The 18631-nt window shown below is 42.5% G+C and carries 17 protein-coding genes, 14 tRNA genes, 1 rRNA gene and 5 pseudogenes; 8 read left to right on the forward strand and 29 right to left on the reverse strand.

What is annotated here, in order from left to right; translation table 11 throughout:
• Nucleotides 1–30 precede the first annotated feature (30 nt).
• The 3 genes from D8845_RS08925 to D8845_RS08935 form a co-directional block, all read right to left on the reverse strand.
• Nucleotides 31–435, reverse strand: coding sequence for a PaaI family thioesterase (locus D8845_RS08925; protein ID WP_125453198.1), 405 nt, complete (start codon nucleotides 433–435; stop codon nucleotides 31–33).
• Between the two features lie 69 nt (nucleotides 436–504).
• Nucleotides 505–1986: a UDP-glucose--hexose-1-phosphate uridylyltransferase gene (locus D8845_RS08930; protein ID WP_125453199.1), complete on the reverse strand. Its 1482-nt coding sequence runs from the start codon at nucleotides 1984–1986 to the stop codon at nucleotides 505–507.
• An 18-nt stretch (nucleotides 1987–2004) separates the two neighbouring features.
• Entirely contained in the window at nucleotides 2005–3183 is a 1179-nt protein-coding gene (locus D8845_RS08935) for a galactokinase (protein ID WP_125453200.1), read from the reverse strand.
• 164 nt (nucleotides 3184–3347) lie between these two features.
• On the opposite strand from D8845_RS08935, the gene galR reads away from it, so the two are divergent.
• Nucleotides 3348–4352 (forward strand): DNA-binding transcriptional regulator GalR, encoded by a 1005-nt coding sequence (gene galR, locus D8845_RS08940; protein ID WP_125453201.1) that lies wholly within the window; start codon nucleotides 3348–3350, stop codon nucleotides 4350–4352.
• A 33-nt stretch (nucleotides 4353–4385) separates the two neighbouring features.
• On the opposite strand, the gene D8845_RS08945 is transcribed toward galR, so the two are convergent.
• Nucleotides 4386–5276, reverse strand: coding sequence for a cation diffusion facilitator family transporter (locus tag D8845_RS08945; RefSeq protein WP_125453202.1), 891 nt, complete (start codon nucleotides 5274–5276; stop codon nucleotides 4386–4388).
• Nucleotides 5277–5408: 132 nt separating this feature from the next.
• Between D8845_RS08945 and D8845_RS08950 the strand changes: the two genes are divergently transcribed.
• Nucleotides 5409–5945, forward strand: a complete 537-nt coding sequence (locus tag D8845_RS08950; RefSeq protein ID WP_125453215.1) for a TetR/AcrR family transcriptional regulator — start codon at nucleotides 5409–5411, stop codon at nucleotides 5943–5945.
• A 153-nt stretch (nucleotides 5946–6098) separates the two neighbouring features.
• Here D8845_RS08950 and pnuC read toward each other — a convergent pair.
• Nucleotides 6099–6620: pseudogene (pnuC, locus tag D8845_RS08955) on the reverse strand (nicotinamide riboside transporter PnuC); the annotation flags it as partial.
• A gap of 39 nt (nucleotides 6621–6659) precedes the next feature.
• Between pnuC and D8845_RS10610 the strand changes: the two are divergent.
• The 5 genes and pseudogenes from D8845_RS10610 to D8845_RS10180 all read left to right on the forward strand — a co-directional run.
• Nucleotides 6660–7007: pseudogene (locus D8845_RS10610) on the forward strand (IS6 family transposase); the annotation flags it as partial.
• Between the two features lie 27 nt (nucleotides 7008–7034).
• A pseudogene (locus D8845_RS10615) lies at nucleotides 7035–7355 on the forward strand (DNA replication protein); the annotation flags it as partial.
• A pseudogene (locus tag D8845_RS10570) lies at nucleotides 7348–7605 on the forward strand (plasmid replication protein). The pseudogenes D8845_RS10615 and D8845_RS10570, both read left to right, overlap by 8 nt.
• A 12-nt stretch (nucleotides 7606–7617) precedes the next feature.
• Nucleotides 7618–7845 carry a DNA-binding protein gene (locus tag D8845_RS08970; protein WP_125453204.1) on the forward strand — a complete coding sequence of 76 codons (228 nt, stop codon included), beginning with the start codon at nucleotides 7618–7620 and terminating at the stop codon, nucleotides 7843–7845.
• A complete protein-coding gene (locus D8845_RS10180) occupies nucleotides 7833–7994 on the forward strand; it encodes a hypothetical protein (protein WP_185757438.1) in 162 nt (53 codons plus the stop codon). Before D8845_RS08970 ends, D8845_RS10180 begins: the two co-directional genes overlap by 13 nt.
• A gap of 224 nt (nucleotides 7995–8218) precedes the next feature.
• Here the strand turns inward: D8845_RS10180 and D8845_RS08975 are convergent, their stop codons facing one another.
• The 9 genes and pseudogenes from D8845_RS08975 to D8845_RS09015 all read right to left on the reverse strand — a co-directional run bounded on the left by D8845_RS08975 (nucleotide 8219) and on the right by D8845_RS09015 (nucleotide 15815).
• Nucleotides 8219–9019 carry an energy-coupling factor ABC transporter ATP-binding protein gene (locus D8845_RS08975; RefSeq protein ID WP_000103853.1) on the reverse strand — a complete coding sequence of 267 codons (801 nt, stop codon included), beginning with the start codon at nucleotides 9017–9019 and terminating at the stop codon, nucleotides 8219–8221.
• Nucleotides 9006–9842 carry an ABC transporter ATP-binding protein gene (locus tag D8845_RS08980; RefSeq protein ID WP_125453205.1) on the reverse strand — a complete coding sequence of 279 codons (837 nt, stop codon included), beginning with the start codon at nucleotides 9840–9842 and terminating at the stop codon, nucleotides 9006–9008. The genes D8845_RS08975 and D8845_RS08980 overlap by 14 nt, the downstream gene beginning before the upstream one ends.
• Nucleotides 9818–10609: an energy-coupling factor transporter transmembrane component T gene (locus tag D8845_RS08985; RefSeq protein WP_000130448.1), complete on the reverse strand. Its 792-nt coding sequence runs from the start codon at nucleotides 10607–10609 to the stop codon at nucleotides 9818–9820. The genes D8845_RS08980 and D8845_RS08985 overlap by 25 nt, the downstream gene beginning before the upstream one ends.
• On the reverse strand, nucleotides 10609–11211 hold the full coding sequence (locus D8845_RS08990; protein ID WP_125453206.1) for an ECF transporter S component: 603 nt from the start codon (nucleotides 11209–11211) through the stop codon (nucleotides 10609–10611). Before D8845_RS08990 ends, D8845_RS08985 begins: the two co-directional genes overlap by 1 nt.
• Nucleotides 11212–11548: 337 nt before the next feature.
• Complete coding sequence (locus D8845_RS08995) at nucleotides 11549–13069, reverse strand: ABC transporter permease/substrate-binding protein (protein WP_125453207.1); 1521 nt, start codon at nucleotides 13067–13069, stop codon at nucleotides 11549–11551.
• The gene (locus D8845_RS09000) at nucleotides 13062–13790 is read right to left on the reverse strand and encodes an ABC transporter ATP-binding protein (RefSeq protein ID WP_125453208.1); all 729 of its coding nucleotides are present in this window, start codon (nucleotides 13788–13790) and stop codon (nucleotides 13062–13064) included. Before D8845_RS09000 ends, D8845_RS08995 begins: the two co-directional genes overlap by 8 nt.
• Before the next feature lie 14 nt (nucleotides 13791–13804).
• Nucleotides 13805–13997: pseudogene (locus tag D8845_RS09005) on the reverse strand (polyketide cyclase); the annotation flags it as partial.
• Between the two features lie 34 nt (nucleotides 13998–14031).
• Nucleotides 14032–14475, reverse strand: a complete 444-nt coding sequence (locus tag D8845_RS09010; protein ID WP_125453209.1) for a MarR family winged helix-turn-helix transcriptional regulator — start codon at nucleotides 14473–14475, stop codon at nucleotides 14032–14034.
• Nucleotides 14476–14621: 146 nt separating this feature from the next.
• On the reverse strand, nucleotides 14622–15815 hold the full coding sequence (locus tag D8845_RS09015) for an O-antigen ligase family protein (RefSeq protein ID WP_125453210.1): 1194 nt from the start codon (nucleotides 15813–15815) through the stop codon (nucleotides 14622–14624).
• A 282-nt stretch (nucleotides 15816–16097) separates the two neighbouring features.
• Here D8845_RS09015 and birA point away from each other — a divergent pair, with 282 nt between their 5' ends.
• The gene (birA, locus tag D8845_RS09020; protein ID WP_125453211.1) at nucleotides 16098–17033 is read left to right on the forward strand and encodes a bifunctional biotin--[acetyl-CoA-carboxylase] ligase/biotin operon repressor BirA; all 936 of its coding nucleotides are present in this window, start codon (nucleotides 16098–16100) and stop codon (nucleotides 17031–17033) included.
• A gap of 187 nt (nucleotides 17034–17220) precedes the next feature.
• On the opposite strand, the gene D8845_RS09025 is transcribed toward birA, so the two are convergent.
• The 15 genes from D8845_RS09025 to rrf all read right to left on the reverse strand — a co-directional run bounded on the left by D8845_RS09025 (nucleotide 17221) and on the right by rrf (nucleotide 18576).
• Nucleotides 17221–17308: transfer RNA gene (locus D8845_RS09025), tRNA-Ser, on the reverse strand.
• 6 nt (nucleotides 17309–17314) lie between these two features.
• Nucleotides 17315–17388 (reverse strand) — tRNA-Ile (locus D8845_RS09030).
• Nucleotides 17389–17422: 34 nt separating this feature from the next.
• A tRNA-Gly gene (locus tag D8845_RS09035) sits at nucleotides 17423–17493 on the reverse strand.
• 20 nt (nucleotides 17494–17513) lie between these two features.
• Nucleotides 17514–17586: transfer RNA gene (locus tag D8845_RS09040), tRNA-Phe, on the reverse strand.
• A 3-nt stretch (nucleotides 17587–17589) separates the two neighbouring features.
• Nucleotides 17590–17663 (reverse strand) — tRNA-Met (locus D8845_RS09045).
• A gap of 10 nt (nucleotides 17664–17673) precedes the next feature.
• Nucleotides 17674–17763 (reverse strand) — tRNA-Ser (locus D8845_RS09050).
• A 12-nt stretch (nucleotides 17764–17775) separates the two neighbouring features.
• A tRNA-Ile gene (locus D8845_RS09055) sits at nucleotides 17776–17849 on the reverse strand.
• A 13-nt stretch (nucleotides 17850–17862) separates the two neighbouring features.
• Nucleotides 17863–17936: transfer RNA gene (locus D8845_RS09060), tRNA-Met, on the reverse strand.
• A 5-nt stretch (nucleotides 17937–17941) separates the two neighbouring features.
• Nucleotides 17942–18015 (reverse strand) — tRNA-Pro (locus tag D8845_RS09065).
• Nucleotides 18016–18030: 15 nt separating this feature from the next.
• Nucleotides 18031–18104, reverse strand: a tRNA-Arg gene (locus tag D8845_RS09070).
• Between the two features lie 11 nt (nucleotides 18105–18115).
• Nucleotides 18116–18201: transfer RNA gene (locus D8845_RS09075), tRNA-Leu, on the reverse strand.
• 10 nt (nucleotides 18202–18211) lie between these two features.
• A tRNA-Gly gene (locus D8845_RS09080) sits at nucleotides 18212–18272 on the reverse strand.
• 36 nt (nucleotides 18273–18308) lie between these two features.
• Nucleotides 18309–18381, reverse strand: a tRNA-Asp gene (locus D8845_RS09085).
• 2 nt (nucleotides 18382–18383) lie between these two features.
• Nucleotides 18384–18456, reverse strand: a tRNA-Val gene (locus tag D8845_RS09090).
• Nucleotides 18457–18460: 4 nt separating this feature from the next.
• Nucleotides 18461–18576, reverse strand: a 5S ribosomal RNA gene (rrf, locus tag D8845_RS09095).
• Nucleotides 18577–18631 lie beyond the last annotated feature (55 nt).

An 18631-nucleotide genomic window follows, 5' to 3' on the forward strand; every position in this document is an offset into this window, starting at 1 on the left:
AAAAGAGGTGTGAGCCTCTTTTTTGTTTCTCTATATCCTTACCTGTCTGTCTTCTGACCTCTGTCCTGTGACAAACATGGTAAAGGTTGCTTTGCAGACATTTCTGCCCTCTTGATTGGTGATATCAACATCCACCACACAGGTTGTGCGACCTTGATGGACGCATTCTCCTTTAATGGTCAACACGTCGTCGAGTTTTCCTGCCTTGAGGTAGTTGATAGAGGACTGGAGCGTTACTCCATCAAGTCCCAGCGAGATAACCACCAAACCACTGATTTGGTCACATAGTGTGAATAGATAGCCACCATGAGCATTACCATAGTAGTTGAGCGACGAGTTCACTACTTTTGTCGTCACCACAACGTGACCATCTCTCATTTTTTCAATTTCGTAATTTTCAAAGGCAGATATAGCGTCAAAATGAAAGTCTTTCATCGTTTCCTCCTGATATTTCAAACGACACTATGATACTACTTTTTATAGGACTGCGCAAGGAGAAAGCTCCTAGTCTGGCAAAATTCCGACCTGTTCCACAAAGCGCATAAAGGCTGTCTGCCCTTGTTCCGTCTGCTTGTAGACTCCTGCATCCTCAAGTACACGTGCAAAGATAGCACCAACAGAGTCCTTGACAATTTCAAGGGCTTTTTCTTTATCTGTTAGGTCTGGATGTTGGACTTTGAGTTGGTCTGCCCATTCCTGATGATAATCGGCAACTGTATCAGCTTCTCCTACAAGATAGCTAGCGACTTGCTCCACTTCTTCTTTCAGACGTGGTGGTAAGATTGCCAAGCCCATGACCTCAATCAAGCCGATATTTTCCTTCTTGATATGTTGGACATCCTTGTGGGGATGATAAATGCCATCAGGATGTTCTGCAGAAGTCTGATTGTCCCGCAAGACCAAGTCCAACTCAAACTGGCCATCACGTTTGCGCGATATAGGTGTGATGGTGTGATGCGGTGTCCCATCAGTATCTGCCAAAATCTGCACACTAGGATCTGAATACTGGCGCCATTCCTGCAAAATCTTGTCAGCTAAGTTGATCAAATCCTCTTTGGAATCCGAAGTCAAACGCAACACTGACATGGGCCACTTGACAATCCCAGCCTTAACCTGCTCAAAACCAGCAAATCTAAAGGTCTTTTGCAAGGGAGCCAATTCCATCGGAAAGACGTGACGGCCTCCTTGATAATGATCATGAGTTAGAATAGAGCCCCCCACAATCGGCAAGTCAGCATTAGATCCAGCAAAATATCCTGGAAACTGCTCTACGATAGCCAGCAGGCGTTCAAAGCTCTGACGACTAATGGCCATGGGACGATGCTGGCCGTCTAAGAAAATACAGTGCTCATTAAAATAAGCATAGGGCGAATACTGGAAGCCCCACTCCTGACCAGCCATTTCAAAGCGGATAATACGGTGATTGCTGCGAGCTGGGTGGTTGACCCGACCATGGTAGCCTTCATTCTCTATACAAAGCTGACACTGGGGATAATTACTAGCTTGCACCAACTTGGCCGCCGCAATCTCTTTGGGATCCTTTTCAGGCTTAGAGAGGTTGATGGTAATTTCTAGTTCTCCATAATCAGATGGAACACGATAAGCGATATTTTTAGCAATAGCCTTGAGTTTGATGTAGTCATTTTTCTGACTAAGTTGGTAAAAATCCGCTATCGCTTTCTCAGGAGATTGGGTGTAGGTTGCCCAGAAATCACGATTGACCTGACTTGGACAAGGGGTCACCAAGTCCATCAGTTCAGCACCAAGGATTTCACGCGCAGTCTGACTATCCTCAATCGTCTCTAATCGAACGGCTTCCTCAACCAGCTGGTCCTTGAGGTCAATCAATTTGTCCAGATTGGTCTCAACTTCCAAAACACCTTCTCCCACTCGTGCCAAGACACGATTGGTCAGGTAGATTCGATCCATTTCCTCAAATGAACTTTCAGAAATGATATATGTTACAAATTTATCTACTAAGGTCACTAGACAACCTCCTTTTGACTAATCAAGGACGCGAGTGCCACCTGCAACTTCAGCGATATAGAAACTTGGAGCGTATCCAACTACTTCCTCGTAGTGTTTGCCTACAGCTTCCTTAAAGGCACCAACAGCATCTTTTTGCACCAAGGCAATGGCACATCCGCCAAAACCTGCCCCTGTCATACGAGCACCGAGAACACCTTCTTGTGCCCAAGCTGTATGAACAAGAGTATCCAATTCCAAACCAGTTACTTCATAGTCATGCTCTAGGGAAACGTGTGACGCATTCATCAAACGACCAAATGTTTCCAAATCACCTGCCTGAAGGGCTGCTTGAGCTTTGAGGGTACGTTGGTTTTCAAGAACAGCGTGACGAGCACGTTTCAAACGATTTTCATCTTTAATCAGATAGCTATATTGGTCAAAGGCCCATTCGTCCAATTCACCCAAGGTTTGAATGTCCAAAGCCACTTGTAGTTCTTCTACTGCTTTTTCACACTCAGCACGGCGTTCATTATATTTAGAATCCGCCAATTCACGGCGTTTATTGGTGTTCATGATAACAACGACATTGTCTTTCAAATCAAGTGGTACCAAATCATACTCTAAGGTGTTGGTATCTAGGTAAATAGCACGTTGGTCAGCTCCCATACCGATAGCAAACTGGTCCATAATGCCAGAGTTGACTCCGATAAAGTTGTTTTCTGTTTGTTTTCCAATTTTAACCAAATCGAGACGCTCTAATTTTAAATCAAAGAGATGCTCTGCCACGACTCCTGTCAAAAGTTCAAGGGATGCTGAAGAAGACAAACCAGCACCATTTGGGATATTCCCATAAACATAAAAATCAAAACCTTTGTCAATCACATGCCCAGCTTCTTGCAAGAAATGAAGAACCCCTTTTGGATAATTGGTCCAGCTGTGCTCTTTTTCAAACTTGAGGTCAGCGAGAGGCACTTCGATAATGCCCTTGTCCTCAAAGTTAGCTGAGTATAGACGCAAGACTTGGTCGTCACGCTTGCGAGCTGCACCGTAAGTTCCCAAGGAAATAGCAGCTGGAAAAACGTGCCCACCGTTGTAGTCCGTGTGTTCACCAATCAAATTGATACGACCTGGTGAAAAGAAAGTTTGGTCTGCTTCTTGACCAAAAACAGCAAGAAAGTCTTTGCGAAGTGCTTCTGCAGTAAGATGTTGGGTCATTTGAATTCTCCTTTGACTGTCCGTTAAGTCACCTTAACATGTAATCGTTTTCTTCTATTGTATCCAAGGGATTTCCCAAGGTCAATCATTTTTACTAAAATTTTACTAAACTATCAGTAAAAAGCAGAAAAATATGATATACTAACCTTAAAGAAGGAGGATTTATGGCTACTTTAAAAGACATTGCACAGCTAGCCTCTGTCTCTATCGCGACCGTATCCCGTGTCCTAAACCGCGACCAGAGCCTATCTGTTACAGAAGAAACCAGGCACCGTATTTTAACCGTTGCTGAAGAGCTGGGCTACACCAAGCACCTCAAGACAGGCGAGTCCCACAAACCCAAGCAAAAGATTGCCATTATCCAATGGGTCAGTGAACAAGGGGAGCTGGACGACCTCTACTACTACCAGATTCGCCTAGGCATAGAAAAAAGAGCCCAAGAGTTGGACTACGATATCTTGCGCTATTTTAATGACCATCCTTTTACCCTAAGCGAAGAAGTGATTGGGATTCTCTGCATCGGAAAATTTAGTCGAGCTCAGATTTCTGCCTTTGAAGAATACCAAAAACCTCTTGTATTTCTAGACAGCGATACTCTTTCACTGGGACACACCTGCATTATCACGGATTTTTACACTGCCATGAAACAGGTTGTCGATTATTTTCTCAGCCAAGGAATGGACCGTATCGGAATTCTAACAGGACTTGAGGAAACAACCGACCAAGAAGAAATCATTGAGGACAAGCGTCTGGAAAATTTTAAGAACTACAGTCAAACAAAAGGAATCTATCATGATGAACTGATCTTTCAAGGAAGCTTTACTGCCCAGTCTGGCTATGACTTGATGAAGGAGGCCATTCAGAACTTGGGAGACCAACTCCCACCAGCCTTTTTCGCAGCCAGCGATAGCTTAGCTATCGGCGCCCTCCGTGCCCTCCAAGAAACTGGAATCAGCCTGCCAGATCGCGTCAGCCTCATTTCTTTTAACGACACTAGTCTGACCAAGCAAGTCTATCCTCCCCTCTCCAGCATCACCGTCTATACCGAAGAAATGGGCCGAGCAGGTATGGATATTCTTAACAAGGAAGTTCTACACGGTCGCAAAATCCCTAGCCTGACTATGCTGGGAACCAGACTGACATTGAGAGAGAGTACAAGGAATGAATAGGATAACAAAACGACCTCTAGCGAGGTCGCTTTTCTAATGATGATGCCCATGCTTCTGCTCTAACTCTCTCACTCTCCGTCTATGTTGCGCATGATTGCTTTGACTGCTATCTACTTCAATAGTGATATTCTGCACGCCTCTTTCTTCTAAAAATTGACGCACTACTTCTTTGGTTTCCATCATCTGTTCCCAGTCCTTGATACAGAGGTGAACAATGGCGTCATTTTCCAGACCATCCATGGACCAAATACTGAGTTGATTTACACTTTTAACATTAGTTAGCCTTACTAACTCTTTCTCTAGCTTAGCAGTCTCGATACCTTCAGGCACCGCATCTAAGAAAATCTTAAGAGTAGACCAAAAGAGAGGAATGGCTTTCCAGAGAATAAAACAAGAAATCAAGAGCGATAAAAGCGGATCAAGAAAGTACCAGTCAGTGACATATAAAACACAAGCAACCAGAATGACCGCTAGCCAACCTAGAATATCTTCTAGAAAATGTAAGGTCAGGATAGCTTCGTTCTTGGTCTGACCCTTACGAACAATCAGACTAGCCAAGAGATTGATAAGAATCGCAATAACTCCCAACCACAGCATCCCTTGGTAGTTGACTGGTTGCGGGGATAGAAGGCGAGGAATATTCTCCAAGAGCACCATGACAGATCCTGTCAAAAGGATCAAGGCAGTCAGCATGGCACCTAGCAGGCTGAAACGTTTGTAACCAAGAGTGTAACGTTTGTCTTCCTGACGATTGGAAATAGTTTCCAAGCAAGCTGAGAAGCCTATTGCAAGGGCATCACCCAAATCATGAACCGCATCCGCTAATACAGCGCTTGAATTGAAGATGACCCCAAAAATAAATTCAACAACAGAAAATGATAGATTCAAGAAAAAGGCTAGCCAGATAGATGTTTTAGAACTCATTTCTCTCCCTCCTTTGGTATAATGGGTATATACATACTTCTTTCATTTGTATTATCTAACAAAATCCAAAGAAAGGATAGAAGCAAACTGTCAGCCATGTTCAGTTCTGAACAGCTTGTCTCAAGTGTCTATATGCCAAAAAGAGACCGTAGAGTCAACAAGACTAAAAAAGCCATCTATCAAGCTTTTTTACAACTTTTAAACGACAAGGGCTATGATGCCACTACTGTTCAGGATATCATTGACCTAGCAGATGTTGGACGTTCTACTTTTTACTGTCATTACGAAAGTAAGGAACTCCTTTTAGATGAGCTCTGTCGCTACCTCTTTCATCATCTCTTTGAAAGGGAAGGACACTTTACTACCGAGGACTACCTCGCACATATCTTTTTACATTTTCAGAAAAACCAGGACCATGTCACCAGTCTCCTTTTTTCCAAAAACGACTACTTCCTCCGCCAACTACACAAGGAACTCGAACACCACGTTTATCCCATGGTAGCGGATGACTTGCAAGAGGCCTATCCAAACATTCCGGCCTCCTACCTCCAGCATTTTGTTGTGACGAACTTTATCGAGACCCTAACTTGGTGGCTAAAAAAAGGACAAGACTTTACAGACCAGGAAGTTGTGCAATTTTATCTAGACCTTCTCATTCCTAAAAATTGAATACAGAGTAGAACTCAGTTGCCTTATGCCTAGACTACTGAGTTTTTCATTTTTTTAACAATAAAAGAGGACCCACCGATCCTCTTTTTCATAATATAAAATCCTTTATTATCAACTCTATCTGTTTTATCCCAAAACCTAAAACATCTTTTCCTAGTTAGGTAAATCCGTATTCTGCTTAGCTGCCTTGCTCCACTGGTACCAACCAACTAGACTGTTAATGAGATAAATCAAGTATTTCCCTTGGATTTGCAGGCTTTCTCCCCACCAGAGATAGATTGAAAAGACATTAGTAGCAGCCCAGAATATCCACTGTTCACGGTAAACAGCTGTCATGAGGATTTGCCCTACACCATTGGTCGCATCGGTTATTGAATCACGATAGGGACGATTAGCTCCGATAGACTGATAAATAAACCCAAAGGCCAACCACCAAAGAACACTAATGGAAAGATACTTGGTCCACCCCTTACTGTCCAGCTTACGCGCGACAAACTCTTGTTGTTCTTTCTTAAACTGGGCTTGATAAATCCAAACCAAGAGACCAATTGGCTGCATAATTGTAAAATAGAGAGTTGTTAAAACCTCACCATAGAAGCCTTTTTGAAGGGCAAGCACCAGATAAATGATGGAGTTAATCAAACCAAATAGGTAGTTACTAGCACGACCTTCAGCTTCTCAAAGAGCAGAAAAAAGGTTAGTAAGGCTTGAGAGATGAATCATTTTAAAGGCAAACAATTCCAACAAGACGTCATCATTGTCGCTGTTGGTTATTACCTACGTTACAATCTGAGCTATCGTGAAGTTCAGGAATTGCTTTATGACCGTGGAATAAATGTTTGTCACACTACGATTTATCGGTGGGTTCAAGAATACAGTAAAATCCTCTATCATCTCTGGAAAAAGAAAAATAAACAGTCCTTCTATTCGTGGAAAATGGATGAAACCTATATCAAAATTAAGGAGCGTTGGCATTATCTCTATCGAGCGATTGATGCGGACGGTTTAACATTGGATATCTGGTTACGAAAGAAACGTCGAGCAGACGATAACAGCTATAAGTTAGAAGATACCGCCTATCAAGAAGATAAAGCACGCAAAGCAGAAACCGAAGATAAGCTAGCTATTGAAGCAATGAAAAGCAAGTACACCACGCTATTGCTAGAAAATATGTTGCTAAGTCCGTTTGAAATGCAAGATACAAAAATCATGGTAGGATTGAAAGTCCATGTTTACCCCCTCTATGACGAACTGAAAGAATTAAGAGGGCTAAATAGTGTTAAAGACCACTTGTCTTATGTTGCCAGCAGACGTGAAGAATATTCTAAGCATAATATCGCACGCTACCTCAAAAAAGCCATTGAACAATATCTACCAACGGTTAAAAGGCAGGACTTAAACCATGAGTGAAGACTTAAAAACGATCAAAGAGCTGGCGGATGAGTTGAGTGTTACAAAACAAAATATTCAATATCACTACCAAAGGTTACCAAAAGAATTATAGCTTAAAAGTTCCAATGGGTCTAATCTAATAAATTCTAAAGCAGAAAAAATAATTTTAGGTAAAGTAGAAAGTAGTAGCAAATCAAATACCAAAGACCAACAAATAAGTAGCAAAGACCAACAAATAGAAAAACTAACTAATTTGTTAGACCAGTAACAACGATTAGCCTTGCAAGATAAAAAGTTGCTAGAAGAATACAAGACGGAAAATGATAACTTAAAAGCCCTCAAAATGCCCTCACAGGAAACAGAATTCAAACACTTAGACAATCAATATAAAGATGAAGTGAACGCTCTTAAAGAGAAGTTGGAAAATTTACAGGAACAAATCAAAGATCAAAAAAGGATAGAAGAACAAGAAAAACCAATAAAATGGTGGGGACTATGGCGAAAATAGATGATTCAAATAAAAAGAAAGTTCCAGAATTGCGATTTAAAGGATTCACGGATGAATGGGAACAGCGTAAGTTGGGAGACGAAGTTCGAATAGTGATGGGACAGTCTCCTAATTCAGAAAATTATACCGATGATCCTAATGGGTGCTAAAAATGCGAAGACCTATGAAAACCTATTTTGTATTAGTCAAACAAAAAATCCAAAAGAAATGGTATATGATTATGACCATGAAACAAAGTAAAATCAAACCGAGTGATCTGAGGAAGCACCCGATGATCATGAAACGTTATTAAACACAAAAGTCACCCATGTGAGTTCTTGCCAGAAGCTGAAGTTAATCCTTCAACCTGGAAAACCCGCAGAGGTGACTTTTTCTATACATCTCGATTTTTCTGGCAATAATCATTAACCGATAAATATGTCTGTGAATCACCCAGCGACTCCGCTATGTCCATAATCCGCGGTGGTAGTAATCCCACTCGCTGGACAAGTTCGTGATTGCTGAACAATTCCCGTGGACTGCCGGCGAAGCCAAACTTCCCGTGTTCCATAACATACACCGACTCAAACTCGGCGGCGACCCAATCCATGTCATGGGTGATGGTCACAACTTGGTGGCCCGAATCAGCCAACTGATGGAAAATTGCGGTCAACTTGCGCCGGCTTTCCCAATCAAGCGACATCATCGGCTCATCAAATAAATAAATCGCCGGATCCACTGCCAAAACTGTGGCAACGCTCAACAGCTTGCGTTCCGACAATGACAGGTCATATGGACTTTCAGCTGTTTTATCATCCAAGCCAACTCTTTTTAGAGCCGCTAAAGCCCGCCTCGTAATCGTGTCGTGGTCATCCATGACCTGCGCGACACTCCACTCCACCTCTCGTTGAACGGTCGGGTTGAAAAGCTGATCGTCAGGATTCTGAAAAGTAATCCCAACCTTCAGTAACTTTTCGACTGGTTTAAGATCATTAAAATTTTCTCCATCAATCTTAATCACACCGGTTTGTGGTGTCAGCAAACCCGTCAACAATTTGAAGAGCGTTGATTTGCCGGCACCATTTTGGCCGACAATCGCCACCATCGGATCGGCGAAGTGTTTGTCTTCAACATCCAAGCTAAAGGACCGTTCCGGATAAGTGAACGTCAGGTGGCTCAGTTCAATTGTGGACATAACGAACCTCCTTCAGATCAGCGTAATTCACCGGATACCGGCCATCAGCCAAGTGCCAATCCATTTTTTGAGCAAGTTGCTGGATTGTCGGGGCTGGAATCTGCCAGTCAGCTGCCAAATGATTAAACACCTCACCCGGCCTGCCCTGGGCTACCATTTGACCCTCGTGCAGCACCCACACAACGTCGGCGACTTCGCACAAATCGTCAATTTCACTGGTGACAATGAAGACAGTCGTCTCTTTGACTTGGGTCAGCCATTGGAAAAATTGTCGGCGGCCAAGGGGATCCATCTCACTGGTCGGATCATCCATAATCAAAACAGCCGGATTAGCCACAATCGCCGTGGCAATTGCCAACCGCTGGATCTGACCACCGGAAAGGCTCTCGGGACGCAAATTCAGCTGTTCAATCAGCCCCATTTGCGTGGCAACTTCTTCAACCCGTTTTTGAATCAGTCCTTCAGCCATTCCCTGATTAATCAAGTCAAAGGCGATTTCATCGGCAACCGTGTCTGCCAACCCGCTTAGTTGGCCAGCTGGATTTTGCAGTACAACTCCATTCATGGCATTATAAACGGGCCAATTGTCGGATACTCGCTGACCAAACATGTGCCAATCGCCCTCAATCTCAGCAGACACAATTTTAGGAATGACCCCTGCCAGCACACGGCACAAAGTCGATTTGCCAGAGTGGCTATTCCCGATAATCCCAACCACCTGGCCGGTATGAACCTCCGCGTTAATCTGACGCAGTTGTGGTTGCTCAGTACCCGGATAACGGGTGGTCAAATTTTCAATTACAATCCGTTTATCTTCGTCCATATCTTCCACCCAATCAATAAAATTGCCAATCCAGTCAGACCAATGTGCAGCGTCCGCGACAGGCGATACACGCGCTGGGAGGTTCTGACAGTCCGGTTGAGATTATCAAAACCTCTCAGTTGGAGAGAAATCGACCGCGTCATCGATTGATCCAAGGTCTTAATCACCAATGGAATTAGAACCGGCAGGACTGACTTTAATTTCTGAATCAACGTTTTTTGCGGATTGGTTCCGCGAACTTTTTGTGCCTGCTGGATTTTCCGCATATTGCGCATCATTTCCGGCAAAATATAACACACCGACATCAGAACGTAGACGGTTTTATAAGACAATCCGGACAGTTCCAAATAGGCCGCGTTTTCTGAAATACTCGTGGTCACCATAAAAAAGCCACTGGTCAAAATAATCACCAATACTCGACAACCCAGAGTGGTGGCGTAAATCAGGCCTTCTTTGTAGAACGACACCCCAAGCACAGAAAACAGCACAGTTTGATTCCGACTGTAAAATAACCCTTGGATGATCAGCATGGTGCAAATCAGAAACAGGCTGAATCCCAGCGCCTTAAAGGTGGTAGAACTCAATTTGGAAAATAACAATAGCAGTGTTGCGACAAGAATTAATCCGGCCTGAAGCAATAAATTCATACTGGCAAAGCTCAACAACGTCATGTCCAAGATGAACAAGAGCTTAGTAATCGGATCGATCACCTGGTACCACTTGAGCTTGACCCGTGGCGCTCCAGAAATCAATGTTTTATCAGTCATCATTTATCATCGCTAAAGAAGTGCACCATCCGCTTCGGCAGCTGACGATAGATGAAGAATGACAGGTAGGCCACGCAGACTTTATCCAAAATATCCAAGATAAACTCATCGGTAAATGAGGCCAGCCACACTGGTGCATGATTGGCGACCATTACCGCAAACAATGAGTCACCCCAAGCGATACCGGTCTGACCACCCCAAAAGATGACGTTGAGTGGCGTTGAAATGACAGCTGAAACGATGGCAATAATAATAGCAGAAACAAATACTCGTCGCGCTGACGAGAACCACCCATTGGCGTGCAAAACTCCGACAGCAATCCCAATTCCGATGCTGGTAATCGCATACACGGTTGAAATTGGCGATAAGGTCAGCCCATAGATCACGTTGTTGATGAAACCACTAATGGCACCGGCAACCGGCCCAGCCAACATGCTGGTAAGAAAGGTTCCCAAAGACCCCAGCCAAACGGGCAACTTTAACCCCTCCGCCAAGGCTTTAGCAACATAGTTAATCCCCACGGCAGCGGGAATCAAAGTCATGGTGGCAGCACTTAACTTAAATTTCCACATACTGGTACGATGAATCGGTTCTGTTTTCATAATCTTCTCCTTTTGTTTTTAAAGAGCCGTGTCTGGATAGACTTTCGGACGCAACGCTCTATTATATATCTACTGAACTGTCTATACACAAGATTTCCATCCTTAGTCGACATGAGCTGGAAATCTTTATTTGTTAAGTAGTTCACAACACATTATACACCTATTTTATGAATAGTCAAGTGTATTTACAGTAAAATTTTAGAAAGTCCTAAAAATTTCCTCTTATTTTCCATTTTGAAAGACATTCAGTAACTCTAATATCAAAAAAGCCCAGACGACATTGTCTGAGCATTCTTTTCTATAGTCGTTTAAGCAAGTTGAGTTTGACATTTTCAAACTATTTCTTCAACAAACCTTGTTCTTGTAGAAATTCTTTGGCTACTTGTTCTGCTGACTTGCCTTCAACACCGACTTGGTAGTTGAGCTGGCTCATCTGACTTTCAGTAATTTTACCAGCCAATTTATTGAGAACTTTCTCCAACTCAGGATGTTTCTTGAGAAGAGCTTCTTTCATGAGTGGCGCTCCTTGATAAGGTGGGAAGAGTTGCTTGTCATCTTCCAAGACCTGCAAATCATAACGCGCCAACTCTGCATCAGTCGAATAGGCATCCGTGATTTGAATATCACCTGACTGAATTGCCTGATAGCGAAGGGATGGCTCCATGGTCGCTACATTGAGATTGAGACCATACATTGATTGCAAGCCCTTATTGCCATCTTCACGGTCATTAAATTCGAGAGTAAAGCCTGCCTTCAACTGTCCTTCAACTTTTTTCAAGTCCGAAATGGTCTTCAACCCGTATTCTTGAGCAATCTTTTTCGGAACAGCTACAGCGTAGGTATTTTCATAAGACATGGGTTTGAGATAGGCTAGATGATCCTGTTTGGCAATACCATCACGCGCCACATCATAAACCTGCTCTGGCTCATGACTCACTTTTGGTGATGGCTGAAGCAAACTTTCAGTCACCGTACCCGTAAATTCAGGATAGATGTCAATATCGCCTTTTTTCAGAGCTTCATAGAGGAAGCTTGTTTTCCCAAAATTCGGTTTAACAGTCGCAGTCATACTGGTATTTTCCTCAATGAGGAGTTTATACATATTGGCCAAAATTTCTGGTTCTGGACCCAATTTCCCAGCAATCACCAAATTTTCTTTCTCTTTTTGAGCTAGTAAGGCTGGACTATAAGACAGACCGAGCAATATTGTCACCAAGGCAAAACCAGAGAAAATCGTCCGCAATTTTGCTTTTTCCATCACTTTTAATAGTAAGTTAAAGGCAATAGCCAGCACTGCAGAAGAAAGTGCTCCAATCAAAATCAGACTGGCATTATTACGGTCAATTCCCAAAAGGATAAAGGAACCCAGTCCGCCAGCACCAATCAAGGCAGCCAAGGTGGCCGTACCGATAATCAAGACTGCTGCCGTCCGAATTCCAGACATTATGACAGGCATGGCAAGTGGAATTTCAAACTTCTTGAGTCGCTCCCATCTAGTCATCCCAAAGGCAATCCCAGCCTCTTGCAGACTCGGATCAATTCCCTTTAGCCCAGTAATGGTATTTTGTAAAATCGGAAAAATCGCATAAATCACTAGTGCTGTCAAAGCCGGCAAGGTTCCAATTCCCATCAAGGGGATAAAGAGTCCCAACAAGGCCAAAGACGGGATGGTCTGGAAAATCCCTGCAATCTGCAAGACCCAGTCCGCCAACTTCTCATGATAGCGAAGATAAACAGCTAAGGGAATCGCAATAAAAATAGCTAGTAACAGGGTCAAAAGTGACAACTGCAAATGTTGAGATAGAGCTGTCAACCAATCACTAAAACGATCCTGAAAAGTTGCAATTAAATTAGTCATGAACACTACCTCCAAACAAGTCTGCTACAAAGTCTGTGGCAGGAGCTTTTAAAATAGTCTCAGGGTTAGCCACCTGACGAATCTCTCCATCCTGCAAGACAGCAATACGGTCTGCCAATTTCAAAGCTTCATCCGTATCATGGGTCACAAAAATCGTTGTCATCCCAAACTCTTTATGCAATTCTTTAGTCAACACCTGCAACTGCTTTCTCGAAATCGCATCCAAGGCTGAAAAAGGTTCATCCATGAGGAGAATCTTAGGCTGACCAATCATGGCACGAACAATGCCAACCCGTTGCTGTTCTCCACCAGATAGTTCACTAGGTAAGCGATGCCCATACTCGGCTACTGGTAAACCAACCTTAGCCAAAAGCTCTTCTGTTTTCTTCGCAATTTCTTCCTTAGTCCACCCTTTCATCTCAGGAATCAGGGCAATATTTTCCGCAACTGTTAAATTGGGAAACAGAGCAATGGCCTGTAAAACATAACCAGTAGAAAGACGAAGTTCACGCTCATCATAGTCTTTGATACGCTTACCATCCATGTAAATATTTCCATCAGTCGGTTCCAAAAGACGGTTAATTATCTTAATCATGGTCGTCTTACCTGAGCCAGATGGCCCAACTAAAACCATAAATTCCCCATTCTCAATCCGTAAATTAACATCTCTCAAAACATCTTTTTCTGTGTAGCGCAAGGCTACATTTTTGTATTCAATCATTCTTTGTCCTCATTTTAAAACTTCCCTCGATTGGTCAGGTCTTCTACCTTAGGCATAACTTCCTTATTGTCCCAATGCTCAGCAATTTTCCCCATTGTCTAGACGGAAGATATCGTACTGGGCATAAGCAAGGCCATCAATCTGAGTTTGACCATAGCTAACCACATAGTTTCCTTGTCCTAATAGTTGGAAAATAAAGTCGAAAGTGGCCTTTACTTATAAACAGCTAATTTGCTCAATTTTAATCCTCATTTTCCTTCTCTTTCAGATTTGCCAAAATCCTTTCTTGAAAGGCTTCAAACTGGCGAATTTCTTCCTCTGAAAATCCTTTGTAAAAGATCGTATCCAATTTCTGACTGACACGATGCCCCACTTCTTTCTGAGACTGCCCCAACTCTGTTAAAACCAAATACTTCTTACGCTTATCTTCTCCACATGGACTAATAGTTACAAGATTTTGTTCCTCTAGCTTTTTAATCATAGTCGTCAGTGTATTATTAGCAAGTCCAGTCGCCAAAGCAATATCTGTCGCAGTTGCGCAGCCAGTTTCACTATTCCATAAAACCGCTAAAATCTTCCCCTGTTCACTCCGGTAAAGAGCTTCAGGATCCCGACTTAGTAACTTTTGAAAAATCCGTCCAATCAACAAACGAATATGATGGGCTACCAAATGACTATCTTTCATGACACCTCCAATTTATTTCGATATCGAAACGAATAAAATAATTGTAACACTCATCATTCTAACTGTCAACTATTTCGATTTAGAAATAATTTTTCCCAGTAAAAAAATCTCCCACCCAAGGTAGAAGAATTTTAATCTTATAAAACTTAATCCGTCATGTCCGATACCAACGTTCGATGCTCCAATGGAACACTGCACATAACTAGCAAGAAAATGAAACCTGACTGAATCCAAAAGAGGGCCAAGTCAAAGATTCCATGCACAGCAACCACTGTAAGGAAAGACAGATAAAGACCGATAATCGGACGTTTCCCCGACTCCTGACTCATATCCATCATTAATCGAACAGGAGCAACAGAAGACAAAACTAATAAAATGGTCCCCACAATTCCGTAACTCAGAATCGTATCAATATAAAGACTGTGAGCATGTTCATGATAAGGAGCATTTATCCGAGGATACGAGTGCATGTAGGTCAATGGCCCTTCACCCCAGAAAGGATTTTGCTTAAATAAGGCCATCCCAGCATCCCAGATAGAAATGCGTTCTTCCATAGAAGAGTCTAAAGTTCCCATCCGAACTCCCAAATCACTGGAAAAGAGGAAGCTCAAGCCAATCGCAAAGACCCCAATACTAAGCCAAAAGGCCTTCCAGTTTTTAATGGTTGTAAATAGATAGATAATGGCTCCAGCGATAATAGCAGGAAAGGCAGTTCGATTTTGCGTAAAGTTCAAACCAAAGAGATTCACAAAGCCTGCAAACACACAGAATGCTTTCAACCAATTCAACTTGGTTGTTGTAAACAGATAGAAAGCAATCATGATACAGAAACAACAAATAATTCCATAATAATTAGGGTTAAAGAAGGTCACTTCTGCACGATTCTGATGCCAAACCTGCATATTGGGTGAAAGAAAAGCATAATTGAATTTCTTCACAATTTGGAAATGCTCTAAACTCGCAAAAGCAGCTGACAATACGCTACCAAACAAGACGAGCTGCAAAATCAATCGAAAGAATTTATGTGATAAAATCGACTGATAGTGCAAAAAGAAAACTGTAAATAGAAAAATTCCTACTGAAGCCACAACTCCCATCCAATTTTGTGCAAAAACGGATATAACAGTACTATAACCAAGAAAAAGAAGCAGCATCGGATGCTCCCCCATTTTCTGAAGAATACTTTTCATGTCCCCTGTAAAAATTAAACTGATAATATATAAACAGAATACAACTACAAAAAGATAAAAGGGTAAAAAGATACTCAGGATAATTCCCAATAAAATTAGCTCTTTACTAGACAACCCTTTCAGCTTTTCAATAAAGCCTATTGATTTCAAAACGAATCCTTTCTCTCCAAATCAGTTGATTCAGATAATAGTAAGCTACCCTTTATTGTACCACTTTTTTAGCAATTTGAAAACAAAGGAAACGTTTACTAGGTAAAAAAGGGCGCAAAAATACTGATATTTCAAAACTCAAACTTAATGACTAGATTTACTATAAGGAAATCATACCGTAAAGACTAGGTATATGTTAAAATAGTAGTAATATAATAAAGTTTTGACCAACTATCCAAACTATATTTAAATCATTTACAATTGCTAAAGAAAGGAAACAATATGAAATCCTACCAAGCCGTCTACCAAATTCTAGCTAAAGAAACCGATTATATCAGCGGAGAAAAGATTGCTGAAGAACTATCACTGACCCGAACATCAATTTGGAAAGCCATCAAGCGTTTAGAACAAGAAGGCATTGAAATTGATAGTATCAAAAACAAAGGCTATAAACTGGTGAATGGAGACCTTATTCTTCCAGAACTTCTAGAACAAAATCTTCCAATTAAAATCAGTTTTAAACCCGAAACAAGATCAACACAACTCGATGCAAAAGAAGCAATTGATTTAGGAAATGAAGCAAACACCCTCTATCTAGCTTCCTATCAAAAAGCTGGCCGAGGCCGTTTTCAACGTTCTTTCTACTCCCCACAAGGTGGCATTTATATGACACTCCATTTCAAACCAAATCTTCCTTACGACAAATTACCGTCCTACACACTACTTGTAGCCGGAGCTATCTACAAAGCCATTAAGAATCTAACTTTAATAGATATCGATATAAAATGGGTCAACGATATCTACCTCAAAAATCATAAAATTGGAGGAATCCTTACTGAGGCAATGACGTCTGTAGAAACTGGCTTAGTCACAGACATCATTATTGGAGTAGGAATCAACTTTACTATTAAAGACTTCCCCCAAGAATTAAAAGAAAAAGCTGCTAGTTTATTCAAAGCTCCAGCACCTATAACCAGAAATGAATTAATAATAGAAATCTGGCGTGCTTTCTTCGAAACACCTGCAGAAGAGCTATTATACCTATACAAAAAACAGTCCATCGTTCTAGGAAAAGAAGTGACTTTTACACTAGATCAAAAAGACTACAAAGGACTTGCTAAAGATATCTCAGAAAATGGCAAACTTTTAGTTCAATGTGATAACGGAAAAGAAATCTGGCTAAATAGCGGAGAAATTTCACTCAAGAGTTGGAAGTAATAATAAACTAGCACAACCATAAAATCGACAATATATAAAGATTTTAGCTTTTCTGCAGCCCACTACAGTTGACAAAGAGCGCAAAAAAACTTCAGATAAGTAATCCAATTAAGTTTTACAAATCTGAAGTTTTTATTCTACTATTCTTAAAAATACAAAAAAAGAGAGTTATAAACCCTCATACAAACGGAGAATAAGGGATTCGAACCCTTGCGCCAGTTACCCGACCTAACGATTTAGCAAACCGTCCTCTTCAGCCTCTTGAGTAATTCTCCAATTAATGGGCACGAGTGGACTCGAACCACCGACCTCACGCTTATCAGGCGTGCGCTCTAACCACCTGAGCTACGCGCCCAAGTTAAAAACTTGGTAATTTGAACAAAGTTCAAAGCGGGTGACGAGAATCGAACTCGCGACAACAGCTTGGAAGGCTGTAGTTTTACCACTAAACTACACCCGCATACATACTATAAGTAAAAATGGCGCGAGACGGAATCGAACCGCCGACACATGGAGCTTCAATCCATTGCTCTACCAACTGAGCTACCGAGCCTTATTGCGGGAGCAGGATTTGAACCTACGACCTTCGGGTTATGAGCCCGACGAGCTACCGAGCTGCTCCATCCCGCGTTAATACAAAAGGAGGATGTGGGATTCGAACCCACGCACGCTTTTACACGCCTGACGGTTTTCAAGACCGTTCCCTTCAGCCGGACTTGGGTAATCCTCCATACTATTCAAATGGACCTTGTAGGACTTGAACCTACGACCACTCGGTTATGAGCCGAGAGCTCTAACCAGCTGAGCTAAAGGTCCAACAAGATCATTATAGCGGCGAAGGGGATCGAACCCCCGACCTCCCGGGTATGAACCGGACGCTCTAGCCAGCTGAGCTACACCGCCATGAATCGGGAAGACAGGATTCGAACCTGCGACACCTTGGTCCCAAACCAAGTACTCTACCAAGCTGAGCTACTTCCCGAGTTAAATAGAAAAATGCACCCTAGAGGAGTCGAACCTCTAACCGCCTGATTCGTAGTCAGGTACTCTATCCAGTTGAGCTAAGGGTGCTCATTATATTATGCCGAGGACCGGAATCGAACCGGTACGATCGTTACCAATCGCAGGATTTTAAGTCCTGTGCGTCTGCCAGTTCCGCCACCCCGGCCTCTCTAAGCGAACGACGGGATTCGAACCCGCGACCCCCACCTTGGCAAGGTGGTGTTCTACCACTGAACTGAGCTAACGAGTCTAAAATAACTTACGTTATTCTAACGGTCCCGACGGGAATCGAACCCGCGATCTTCGCCGTGACAGGGCGACGTGATAACCGCTACACTACGGGACCTATGGGAGTTAACGGGATCGAACCGCTGACCCTCTGCTTGTAAGGCAGATGCTCTCCCAGCTGAGCTAAACTCCCTAGAGCTAAGCGACTTCCATATCTCACAGGGGGCAACCCCCAACTACTTCCGGCGTTCTAGGGCTTAACTTCTGTGTTCGGCATGGGTACAGGTGTATCTCCTAGGCTATCGTCACTTAACTCTGAGTAATACCTACTCAAAATTGAATATCTATTCAAATCAAGAAAACCATTC

The sequence above is a fragment of the Streptococcus mitis genome (genome assembly GCF_003942865.1).
Classification (GTDB): domain Bacteria; phylum Bacillota; class Bacilli; order Lactobacillales; family Streptococcaceae; genus Streptococcus; species Streptococcus mitis_BI.

What these genes read in the sequence shown, in the direction of transcription:
- D8845_RS08975 (WP_000103853.1), bottom strand. Translation starts at nt 9,019, where the DNA reads ATGTCCACAATTGAACTGAGCCACCTGACGTTCACTTATCCGGAACGG.
- D8845_RS09000 (WP_125453208.1), bottom strand. Translation starts at nt 13,790, where the DNA reads ATGATTGAATACAAAAATGTAGCCTTGCGCTACACAGAAAAAGATGTT.
- D8845_RS08995 (WP_125453207.1), bottom strand. Translation starts at nt 13,069, where the DNA reads ATGACTAATTTAATTGCAACTTTTCAGGATCGTTTTAGTGATTGGTTG.
- D8845_RS08945 (WP_125453202.1), bottom strand. Translation starts at nt 5,276, where the DNA reads ATGAGTTCTAAAACATCTATCTGGCTAGCCTTTTTCTTGAATCTATCA.
- D8845_RS10180 (WP_185757438.1), top strand. Translation starts at nt 7,833, where the DNA reads ATGGCGAAAATAGATGATTCAAATAAAAAGAAAGTTCCAGAATTGCGA.
- birA (WP_125453211.1), top strand. Translation starts at nt 16,098, where the DNA reads ATGAAATCCTACCAAGCCGTCTACCAAATTCTAGCTAAAGAAACCGAT.
- D8845_RS08935 (WP_125453200.1), bottom strand. Translation starts at nt 3,183, where the DNA reads ATGACCCAACATCTTACTGCAGAAGCACTTCGCAAAGACTTTCTTGCT.
- D8845_RS08980 (WP_125453205.1), bottom strand. Translation starts at nt 9,842, where the DNA reads ATGGACGAAGATAAACGGATTGTAATTGAAAATTTGACCACCCGTTAT.
- D8845_RS08925 (WP_125453198.1), bottom strand. Translation starts at nt 435, where the DNA reads ATGAAAGACTTTCATTTTGACGCTATATCTGCCTTTGAAAATTACGAA.
- D8845_RS09010 (WP_125453209.1), bottom strand. Translation starts at nt 14,475, where the DNA reads ATGAAAGATAGTCATTTGGTAGCCCATCATATTCGTTTGTTGATTGGA.
- D8845_RS08950 (WP_125453215.1), top strand. Translation starts at nt 5,409, where the DNA reads ATGCCAAAAAGAGACCGTAGAGTCAACAAGACTAAAAAAGCCATCTAT.
- D8845_RS08985 (WP_000130448.1), bottom strand. Translation starts at nt 10,609, where the DNA reads ATGACTGATAAAACATTGATTTCTGGAGCGCCACGGGTCAAGCTCAAG.
- D8845_RS08990 (WP_125453206.1), bottom strand. Translation starts at nt 11,211, where the DNA reads ATGAAAACAGAACCGATTCATCGTACCAGTATGTGGAAATTTAAGTTA.
- galR (WP_125453201.1), top strand. Translation starts at nt 3,348, where the DNA reads ATGGCTACTTTAAAAGACATTGCACAGCTAGCCTCTGTCTCTATCGCG.